Raw genomic sequence first — 10,189 nt, 5'->3', positions numbered from 1 at the left:
TCCGCCCTGGTGGGACGCGGAGGTCGTCCGTCACCTCCAGTACGGGCAGGACATCGGCGTCGTGACGCTCAAGTGCCCGTTCCCCGCGGGGAGCGGGCACCCCATCGGCAGTCGAACGCCCGTACTTTAGCCCCGCCTTGTCCCGGTTTGTCGACGGATGTGTAACAGGGGTTAGCGAGGCCGTGGCCTGAGGGAACCTCAGCGTCATGAACCACAACGCGCCCCTCCCCCTCGCCCACCTCACCGGCAGCCGACCCCGTGTGCTGACCCTCGCCCAGCTGCGCGAGCACGGCGTCTCCGCGTCCGACGCCGCGGAGAAGCCCTGGCGGCAGATCCTGCCGGGGATCTTCCTGCTCCACCCGGGCCCGGCCACGAGCGAGGAGCGGCTGCACGCGGCGCTGCTGTACGCCGAGCGCCGCGGCAACGGCGAGGCCATGATCACCGGGCTGGCGGCGCTCGCGCTGTACCGGTTCTCCTCCACCCCCGCGCTGCCGGCGCTCTCCCGCATCGACGTGCTCGTCCCCGGCACCCGCCGGCTCCGCTCCACCGGCGACGTGCGGATCGTGCGGGCGCACGTCCCGCCCCGGTCGCAGGAGGTGACCGGGCTTCCGGTGGCGCCGGTCGCGCGGGCCGTGGCCGACGCCGTTTCCCAGCTCGCGGACGCGGGCACCGTACGCCGCCTGCTCAGCGAGGCCGTCCGCGGCGGACACTGCGAACCGGCCGCCGTCGTACGGGAGCTGACGGTGGCCCGGCTGCTGAGCCGGCCGCACGTGGTCGACGCCGTCGAGTCGCTCCTCGCCGAGGGGCGCGCCATCGCCGAGGACCGGCTGTACCGGATCGTACGGGGCTTCGAACTCCCCGAGCCGGTCTGGAACGTGGACCTGCGGCTGCCCGGCGGCCCCCACCTCGGCGGGGTGGACGCCTTCTGGCCGGAGCAGGGCGTGGCCCTGGAGATCGACACCCGGGCCCCGCGCCAGGGGGAGGACGAGCAGTGGTCCGAGTGCGTCCGCAAGCGGGAGACCCTGGAGCGGCTCGGGATCACCGTCCTGTACGTCACCCCGCGCAAGCTCCGCGACTGGCCCGAGCAGCAGGCCGCGGTCGTCCGCACCGCGCTGACGGCGGCCGCCGACGACGAGCCCGCCGCCTACCTGGTGGTCCTCCCCCGGTGAGGCGCCGCAGGCCCGCGGGCCGGGGCGCGCTCGGGGCGCCCCGCGGCGACGGCCCGCGCCGAGCGGCCGCGTACCCTTCAGGGGCGGGCGAGACGGTACGAAGGGGCAGGACATGGCGGTGGACCCACGACCCCTGACCGGGGAACCTCTCGCGCTCGACCTGCTGAACACCCGCTGGACCGCGGACGGCGAACCGCTGGACCTCTTCGCGGGCGCCGCCGGACTGACCCGCGTCGAGGGAGTCACGGTCTGGCTGGAGAGCGCCGGGCTGGCCGGCCGCTTCCGCGCCGACGCCCCTGCCCTGATCCACCTGCTGACCGCCCGCGAGGCCCTGGCCCGGGCGGTGGCCGACCCGGCCGACGCGAGCGCGCGGGCCCTGCTCGACGCGGTCCTGGAGCACGGCCGCGTCCGCGTCACCCTGACCGCCGAAGGACGGGGCGAGCGGACCGAGTTCGCGGATCCGGCCTGGGGGCCCGCGTGGACGGCGGTGCGCGACTACCTGGACCTGCTGGACTCCGCGCCCGGCCGCATCCGCACCTGCGCGTCCGGGGACTGCGGACTGCGCTTCCGCGACGACTCGCCCGACGGCACCCGGCGCCGGTGCGGGACGGCGGCCTGCGGGGCCCGGGCGTAGGCCCGGCGCAGCCCCCTCGTCACGCCCCCTCGTCACGCCTCCGCGCGCACGCGCGTGCGCTGGACGGACGGAATGTGTCACACCCGACCCGGAAGGCGACCGCGCCCCGGCACCGAGGTGCGGTCGTGAAGTCTACAAATCCACTCCACATCGGCGCCGTTTCTCCCTGGTACGCCCCGGTACGGGCCCACTGGCGCATACCGCGCCATGGCGGGAGTCCGCCATGTCAGGTCTCGGTCAATGACATCCCTCCCCAAAGAGCGGTCACTTGCGCAAGGCTGACCGGTCATCCGGCACCGAAATCCGGACCGTATCTTTCACATACCAGGGATGCTGATGACCCTCGAATCCCCCAGCTCCATATCCGGGCCCAGACGAGCGGCCCGAATAGCCGCCGCCGCGGGCCTCGTGGCCGCGCTCTGCGCGACCGGAGCGATGCCCGCCTTCGCCGCGGGAACCGTCGACGGGCCGCGCGCCACACCGCCGGTGAAGTCCGCGGACCAGAAGCTCGGCTCCGCCGATGCCGAGCTGCTGCAGGAGGCCAAGTCCAAGGGTGACAAGACCGTCACCGTCATGGTCGCGACCGCCCCCGGCCAGACGAAGCAGGTCGCCCAGCAGCTCGGCGCCGTCGAGGGTGCCTCGGTGGGCCGTACGTACGACGACCTCGGCTACGTGCGCGCCACGCTGCCCACCGGGAAGGCCGACGCCGCCCTCAAGGCGGCCGTCAAGCTGACCTCGGTGCACGGCATCGACCTGCGTCACGAGATCCAGCTGCCGGACCCGCGCCCGGACGCGGACCGCGAGAACGCCGCGGCCAAGAAGACCGCGGCCGAGACCTACCCCGCGCCGGACGCCAACACCCCGGCGAAGAACCCGTACAACCCGTCCTTCGAGACCGGCGCGGTGGACTTCGTCACGAAGAACCCCCAGGCCGACGGCCGCGGCGTGACCATCGGCATCATGGACTCGGGTGTCGACCTCGGTCACCCCGCGCTGCAGACGACCACGACCGGCGAGCGCAAGATCGTCGACTGGGTCACGGCGACCGACCCGATCACGGACAACGACGGCACCTGGCGGGCGCAGATCACCCCGGTCGCCGGCGCCTCGTTCGCCGCGGGCGGTTCGACCTGGAAGGCGCCCGAGGGCGCGTTCCAGTGGAGCCGCTTCAGCGAGTCGATCACCGCGAACGGCGACATGGCCGGTGACGTCAACCGCGACGGCGACACCACCGACCGGTTCGGCATGCTGTACGACCCGGCGACGGGCACCGTGCGCGTGGACACCGACCAGGACCTCGACTTCACGAACAACGAGCCGATGAAGCCGTACAAGGACGGCTACCAGGTCGGCTACTTCGGGACGGACAACCCGGCGACCCCCGTCGTCGAGCGCATCCCGTTCGTGATCGAGATCCGCAAGGACGTCCCGATGGACCCGCTGGGCGGGGACTGGGTCGGCAAGAAGTCCGACTTCGTCAACATCGGCATCATCGAGGGCACGCACGGCACGCACGTCGCCGGCATCACCGCCGCCAACAGCCTCTTCGGCGGCAAGATGAACGGCGCCGCCCCCGGCGCCAAGCTCGTCTCCTCGCGCGCCTGCACCTGGTCGGGCGGCTGCACCAACATCGCGCTGACCGAGGGCATGATCGACCTCGTCGTCAACCGCGGCGTGGACATCGTCAACATGTCCATCGGCGGCCTGCCGGCGCTCAACGACGGCAACAACGCCCGCTCGGAGCTCTACTCCAACCTGATCGACAAGTACGGCGTCCAGCTCGTCATCTCGGCGGGCAACGAGGGCCCCGGCGTCAACACGATCGGTGACCCCGCCCTGGCGGACAAGGTCCTCTCCGTGGGCGCGGCGGTCTCCAAGGAGACGTGGGCCGCCAACTACGGCTCGGGCGTGGCCAAGAAGTACAACATGTTCAACTTCTCCTCGCGCGGCCCGCGTGAGGACGGCGGCTTCACGCCGACCATCACCGCCCCCGGCGCCTCCATCAACACCGCGCAGACCTGGATCCCGGGCTCGCCGGTGAAGGAGGCGGGCTACGCGCTGCCGCCCGGCTACGCGATGCTCCAGGGCACCTCGATGTCGTCGCCGCAGGCGGCGGGCGCGAGCGCGCTGCTGATCTCGGCCGCCAAGCAGGCCAACATCGCGCTGAAGCCGGCCGGTCTGCGCGTCGCGCTCACCAGCACGGCGAAGAAGATCGCCGACGTTCCGGCGCACGCCCAGGGCGCGGGTCTGATCGACGTCGTCGGCGCGTGGGAGTCCATCCAGCGCGACGCCAAGGCCAACGACTTCACCGTCAAGGCGCCGGTCGACACCGCGATCGACCAGTTCCTGAAGACCCCGGGCTTCGGCACCGGCGTCTACGACCGCGAGGGCGGCCTGAAGGTCGGCCAGAAGAAGGTCTACAACGTCGTCGTCACCCGCACCACGGGCGTCAAGTACGGCACCCGGCACGACCTGAGCTGGCGCAACAACGACGGGACCTTCAAGGTCATCGGCGGCTACGACTACGTCACGCTGCCGCTGAACAAGCCCGTCACCATCAAGGTCGAGGCCAAGGCCACGTCGGCCGGCGTGCACAGCGGCATCCTGCAGCTGGACGACGCGACGACCGAGGGCATCGACAAGCAGATCCTGACGACGGTCGTCGCCTCGACCCCGCTGGCGACCCCGTCCTTCAAGCTGTCGGACACCTCGTCCGTGCAGCGCAACAGCCACAAGTCGTACTTCGTCACCGTGCCGCCGGGCGCCAAGACCCTGGAGGTCGCCCTCGGCGGTCTGCAGCCGGGCAGCCAGACGCGCTTCATCTCGATCCACCCGTACGGTCTGGGCGTCGAGGACAGCGCGACCACCCAGTGCTACCCGAACTACGACAACCCGGCGAACACCTGCCGCCCCGACCTGCGTTCCTACGCCGACCCGCAGCCGGGCGTCTGGGAGATCGAGGTCGAGTCGCGCCGTACGTCGCCGCTGCTGGACAACCCGTACAAGCTGGACGTCTCCGTGCTCGGCGCGGCCTTCGACCCCGCGGTGAAGGTCCTGCCCGAGGTCAAGCTGGGTACCCCGGCGCCGGTTCAGTGGACCGTCAAGAACGAGGCCGCGGCCATCGCCGGCGGCAAGCTCAAGGGCGGCCCGCTCGGCTCGGCGAAGGTCGCCAAGCCGACCATCGCCACCGGTGAGACCCACACCACCGAGGTCACGATCGGCGCGGGCGTGTCCCGCCTCGACATCGCGATCGGCAAGACGTCCGACACGGGCGCCGACCTCGACCTCGACGTGTTCAAGGACGGCGTCAAGGTCGGCAGCTCCGCCGACGGCGACTCCGAGGAGGCCGTGAGCCTGGTCAACCCGGCCGCGGGCACCTACACCATCGCGGTGCTGGGCTACGCGATCCCGTCCGGTTCCACCACGTACGACTACCGCGACGTGTTCTTCTCGGCCGCTCTGGGCTCCGTCCAGGTCGACGAGGCCGCCGCGGTGAACCTCGCCACCGGCGCCACCGCGCAGGTCTCGGCGAACGTCCTGGTCTCCAGCGCGGCCCCCGAGGGCCGTCAGTTCTTCGGCCAGGTCCAGCTGCTCAACGCCGGGGGCACCGCCGCCGGCACCGGCAGCGTGCAGATCGAGAAGGTCCTCCCGTAACCCGGTAGGCACCTGACAGGCCGAGGGGGCGGCGCTCCGACGAGCGCCGCCCCTTCGTGTTCCCCGGGTCCGGTCGCCTCCGACCAGGCAAAACGGATGATCGAGGGGCGTGCAACAGGGTCGCCGCGCAGACGTCACACGGGTGCACGTTCAGGACACCGTCCGTTCCTCGGACAATGGATTGGACAAGGCTCGTGGGGTCGAACGCATGATGGCTCCACGCGCGCCCGCGTCGTACGTACCAGAGGAGTCACCGTGAGGGTCGGAATCGTCGGAGCCACCGGACAGGTCGGCGGAGTCATGCGCGGCATCCTCGCCGAGCGGAAGTTCCCGGTGGACGAGCTGCGGCTGTTCGCGTCGGCCCGCTCCGCGGGCTCCGTCCTGGAGTGGGAGGGCCGGGAGATCACCATCGAGGACGCCTCCACGGCCGACTACTCCGGCCTGGACATCGTGCTGTTCTCCGCCGGCGGCGCGACCTCCAAGGCCCTCGCCGAGAAGGTCGCCTCCCAGGGTGCCGTCGTGATCGACAACTCCTCGGCCTGGCGCAAGGACCCCGAGGTCCCCCTCGTGGTCTCCGAGGTCAACCCGCACGCGATCAGGAACCGCCCCAAGGGCATCATCGCGAACCCGAACTGCACCACCATGGCCGCGATGCCGGTGCTGCGCCCGCTGCACGACGAGGCCGGTCTGACCGCGCTGATCGCCACCACCTACCAGGCCGTGTCCGGCTCCGGGGTGGCCGGCGTCGCCGAGCTCGACGGCCAGGTCAAGGCCGTCGCGGGCGAGGCCACCGCGCTGGTGCACGACGGCGAGGCCGTCGTCTTCCCCGAGCCGGGCGTCTACAAGCGGCCCATCGCCTTCAACGTGCTCCCGCTCGCGGGCTCGATCGTGGACGACGGCTCCTTCGAGACCGACGAGGAGCAGAAGCTCCGCAACGAGTCCCGCAAGATCCTGGAGCTCCCGGAGCTCAAGGTCTCCGGCACCTGCGTGCGCGTGCCGGTCTTCTCCGGCCACTCCCTCCAGGTCAACGTCCGCTTCGAGCGCCCGCTCGGCGTGGAGCGCGCCTACGAGCTGCTGAGGGACGCCCCGGGCGTCGAGCTCTCGGAGATCCCGACCCCGCTCCAGGCGGCCGGCAAGGACGCCTCGTACGTGGGCCGCATCCGGCTGGACGAGACGGCGGAGAACGGACTCGCCCTGTTCCTCTCGAACGACAACCTCCGCAAGGGCGCCGCGCTGAACGCGGTGCAGATCGCCGAGCTGGTGGCCGAGGAGCTGCGCGGCTGATCCCCGCGCGGGAGCGGAACACGAGGGGCGGGCGCCGGACGGCGCCCGCCCCTCCCCCGTGTCACGGCCGGCGGGGCGCGGGACGGACCTCGCGGCGGACCTCGTAGAGGAAGCAGCCGTACTCCACCGCCCGGACGTGGACGAGGGCGACCTCCGGGTCGGCGAACGCCTCGGCCAGCTCCCGCCCCACGACCCCGTCGGGGTCCTCGCCCAGGGACAGCATGCGGCCGCCGAGGATGCGGCCGCCCGCGTCGTAGCGCCGGGCGGCCCGCAGCGCCCCCGGCGTCCCGAACGGCAGGCCGGCGTCCTCCCGCGGGCCCGCGCACGCGTCGGCGTGCACGAAGACGGGCCCCTGCTCGTCGTACGCTCCCGGATCCGCGCCGGACAGCGCCGCCCAGCGGCGCAGCGGTGCGTAGGAGACCAGGGCGACGCGTTCGCCGGCGCGGCTGCGGCGCAGGCAGCAGCGGAGCGGGGCACCGCCCTCGGGGTCCTCGTACGGCAGGCAGGGGCGGCCGGCGTCGTCGATCCGGCGCAGTCCGGCCAGGGCGGACGGGCCGATGGGGAGCGCGGCGGGGGTGGTCGGCGTGGTCATGGGGCCGATCCTGCCGGGCGCGGAGGTCCCAAGCTGGCGGAAATCGGACCTCGCGTTCGCCCGTGGATTACTCGGAGGCTCCGGGCCGGGTCTGCGTGGAAGGATGGGCCGGAACGTCACCATCGAAGGAGATGAACGCGTGCCAGGCACGAATCTCACCCGTGAAGAGGCTCAGCAGCGGGCAAAGCTGCTCACCGTCGACTCGTACGAGATCGAACTCGATCTCAGTGGGGCGCAGGAGGGCGGGACCTATCCGTCCGTGACCACCGTGCGCTTCCAGTCGGCCGAGGCCGGGGCCGAGACCTTCATCGACCTGGTCGCCCCGGCCGTCCACGAGGTCGTCCTCAACGGCCACGCGCTCGACGTCGCCGCCGTCTTCCGGGACTCGCGGATCGCCCTGAAGCACCTGGCGGCCGGGACCAACGAGCTGCGCGTCGTCGCGGACTGCGCGTACACCAACACCGGTGAGGGCCTGCACCGCTTCGTCGACCCGGTCGACGAGCAGGCTTACCTGTACACCCAGTTCGAGGTGCCGGACGCGCGGCGGGTCTTCGCCAGCTTCGAGCAGCCCGACCTGAAGGCGACGTTCCGGTTCACCGTGACGGCCCCCGAGGGCTGGACGGTCATCTCGAACTCCCCGACGCCAGAGCCCAGGGACCGGGTGTGGGCCTTCGAGCCGACCCCGCGGATCTCCTCGTACATCACCGCGCTGATCGTGGGCCCGTACCACGCGGTGCACAGCTCCTACGAGGGCAAGGACGGCCAGTCCGTGCCGCTCGGCATCTACTGCCGGCCCTCGCTCGCCGAGTTCCTCGACGCGGACGCGATCTTCGATGTGACCCGGCAGGGCTTCGAGTGGTTCCAGGAGAAGTTCGCCTACGCCTACCCGTTCGCCAAGTACGACCAGCTCTTCGTCCCGGAGTTCAACGCGGGCGCCATGGAGAACGCGGGCGCGGTCACCATCCGCGACCAGTACGTCTTCCGCTCGAAGGTGACGGACGCGGCGTACGAGGTGCGCGCCGAGACGATCCTGCACGAACTCGCCCACATGTGGTTCGGCGACCTCGTCACCATGGAGTGGTGGAACGACCTCTGGCTGAACGAATCGTTCGCCACCTACACCTCCATCGCCTGCCAGGCGTACGCCGAGGGCTCGAAGTGGCCGCACGCGTGGACCACGTTCGCCAACTCGATGAAGACCTGGGCGTACCGGCAGGACCAGCTGCCGTCGACGCACCCGATCATGGCCGACATCCGCGACCTGGACGACGTCCTGGTCAACTTCGACGGCATCACGTACGCCAAGGGCGCCTCGGTGCTCAAGCAGCTCGTGGCCTACGTCGGCACGGACGCCTTCTTCAAGGGCGTGCAGGGCTACTTCAAGGCGCACGCGTTCGGCAACACGCGCCTGTCCGACCTGCTGGGCTTCCTGGAGGAGACCTCGGGCCGCGACCTGACCGCCTGGTCGAAGGCGTGGCTGGAGACCGCCGGCATCAACGTCCTGCGCCCCGAGGTGGAGACGGACGAGCAGGGCGTCATCACCGCGTTCGCCGTCCGCCAGGAGGCCCCGGCGCTGCCCGCGGGCGCGAAGGGCGAGCCGGTCCTGCGTCCGCACCGGATCGCGGTCGGCCTGTACGAGCTCCAGGACGGGCGCCTCGTGCGCACCGACCGGATCGAGCTGGACATCGACGGCCCGCTGACGGCGGTGCCGGAGCTGGTGGGCCGCGCCCGTCCGACGGTCGTGCTGCTCAACGACGACGACCTGTCGTACGCCAAGGTCCGCCTGGACGAGATCTCCCTCGCCAACGTCACCGCGCACCTCGGCGACTTCACCGAGTCGCTGCCGCGCGCGCTGTGCTGGGCCTCGGCCTGGGACATGACGCGCGACGGCGAGCTGGCCGCCCGTGACTACCTCGCGCTGGTGCTCTCGGGCATCGGCAAGGAGTCGGACATCGGCGTCGTCCAGTCCCTGCACCGGCAGGTCAAGCTGGCCGTCGAGCTGTACGCCGACCCGGTGTGGCGCCCTGAGGGCCTGGCGATCTGGACCGAGGCCACCCTGGAGCACCTGCGGGCGGCCGAGCCGGGCAGCGACCACCAGCTGGCGTGGGCCAGGGCCTTCGCGGCCACGGCCCGCACCGAGGGACAGCTGACGTACCTGTCGGCCCTGCTGGACGGCGCGGCGGAGATCGAGGGCCTGGCCGTCGACACCGAGCTGCGGTGGGCGTTCCTGGAGCGCCTGGTCGCCACCGGTGTCGCGGACGAACCCGCCATCGCGGCGGAGCTGGAGCGGGACGCGACGGCCGCCGGCGAGCGCCACGCGGCGACCGCCCGGGCCGCGCGCCCCACGGCGGAGGCCAAGGCCGCGGCGTGGGCCTCGGTGGTGGAGTCCGGCGACCTGCCGAACGCGGTGCAGGAGGCGGTGATCGGCGGCTTCGTCCAGAGCGACCAGCGCGAGCTGCTGGCCCCGTACACGGAGAAGTTCTTCGCGGCGGTCAAGGAGGTCTGGGACACCCGTAGCCACGAGATCGCGCAGCAGGTCGCGGTGGGGCTGTACCCGTCCCTCCAGGTCACGCAGGAGACCCTGGACGCGACCGACGCCTGGCTGGCCGCGGCCGAGCCGAACGCGGCCCTGCGCCGCCTGGTGTCGGAGTCGCGCGCGGGCGTCGAGCGGGCCCTGCGGGCCCAGGCGGCCGACGCCGCCGCCGCTGCCGCCGCGGTGTAACGCGTGACGCCGGCGGGCCGGGCCACCGTCGTCGCCGTTGGCTCGCACGAGCCGACGGCCCGGGAGACGGACACCGGCCTCGTGCGGAGGTCGGCCGTGTACGTGGAATCGCGTGCGGCGGCCCTGCGGGAGGC

Annotated in this window: 6 protein-coding genes; 5 read left to right on the top strand and 1 reads right to left on the bottom strand. The window is 72.0% G+C overall.

All coding sequences use genetic code 11. The features are described from left to right. Positions 1–206: 206 nt before the first annotated feature. The 4 genes from ABT106_RS28530 to ABT106_RS28515 all read left to right on the top strand — a co-directional run bounded on the left by ABT106_RS28530 (position 207) and on the right by ABT106_RS28515 (position 6,741). Positions 207–1,169 (top strand): hypothetical protein, encoded by a 963-nt coding sequence (locus tag ABT106_RS28530; protein ID WP_351282967.1) that lies wholly within the window; start codon positions 207–209, stop codon positions 1,167–1,169. 112 nt (positions 1,170–1,281) lie between these two features. Further along, positions 1,282–1,803 carry a CGNR zinc finger domain-containing protein gene (locus ABT106_RS28525; protein ID WP_351282965.1) on the top strand — a complete coding sequence of 174 codons (522 nt, stop codon included), beginning with the start codon at positions 1,282–1,284 and terminating at the stop codon, positions 1,801–1,803. A 330-nt stretch (positions 1,804–2,133) separates the two neighbouring features. Next, positions 2,134–5,457, top strand: a complete 3,324-nt coding sequence (locus ABT106_RS28520; RefSeq protein ID WP_502979508.1) for a S8 family serine peptidase — start codon at positions 2,134–2,136, stop codon at positions 5,455–5,457. Between the two features lie 255 nt (positions 5,458–5,712). After that, positions 5,713–6,741 (top strand): aspartate-semialdehyde dehydrogenase, encoded by a 1,029-nt coding sequence (locus tag ABT106_RS28515; RefSeq protein WP_351282960.1) that lies wholly within the window; start codon positions 5,713–5,715, stop codon positions 6,739–6,741. Between the two features lie 61 nt (positions 6,742–6,802). On the opposite strand, the gene ABT106_RS28510 is transcribed toward ABT106_RS28515, so the two are convergent. Next, positions 6,803–7,333: a DUF1203 domain-containing protein gene (locus ABT106_RS28510; protein ID WP_351282957.1), complete on the bottom strand. Its 531-nt coding sequence runs from the start codon at positions 7,331–7,333 to the stop codon at positions 6,803–6,805. A 139-nt stretch (positions 7,334–7,472) separates the two neighbouring features. Here ABT106_RS28510 and pepN point away from each other — a divergent pair, with 139 nt between their 5' ends. Next, complete coding sequence (gene pepN, locus ABT106_RS28505) at positions 7,473–10,055, top strand: aminopeptidase N (protein ID WP_351282955.1); 2,583 nt, start codon at positions 7,473–7,475, stop codon at positions 10,053–10,055. Positions 10,056–10,189 lie beyond the last annotated feature (134 nt).

Source organism: Streptomyces sp. NPDC002044, from assembly GCF_040296725.1.
In the GTDB taxonomy this organism is placed as follows: Bacteria; Actinomycetota; Actinomycetes; order Streptomycetales; family Streptomycetaceae; genus Streptomyces; species Streptomyces antarcticus.
This window is presented reverse-complemented; position numbering and strand designations above follow the sequence as displayed.

Coding starts and splice junctions, on each gene's coding strand:
- ABT106_RS28530 (WP_351282967.1), top strand. CDS start 207: ATGAACCACAACGCGCCCCTCCCCCTCGCCCACCTCACCGGCAGCCGA.
- ABT106_RS28525 (WP_351282965.1), top strand. CDS start 1,282: ATGGCGGTGGACCCACGACCCCTGACCGGGGAACCTCTCGCGCTCGAC.
- ABT106_RS28520 (WP_502979508.1), top strand. CDS start 2,134: ATGCTGATGACCCTCGAATCCCCCAGCTCCATATCCGGGCCCAGACGA.
- ABT106_RS28510 (WP_351282957.1), bottom strand. CDS start 7,333: ATGACCACGCCGACCACCCCCGCCGCGCTCCCCATCGGCCCGTCCGCC.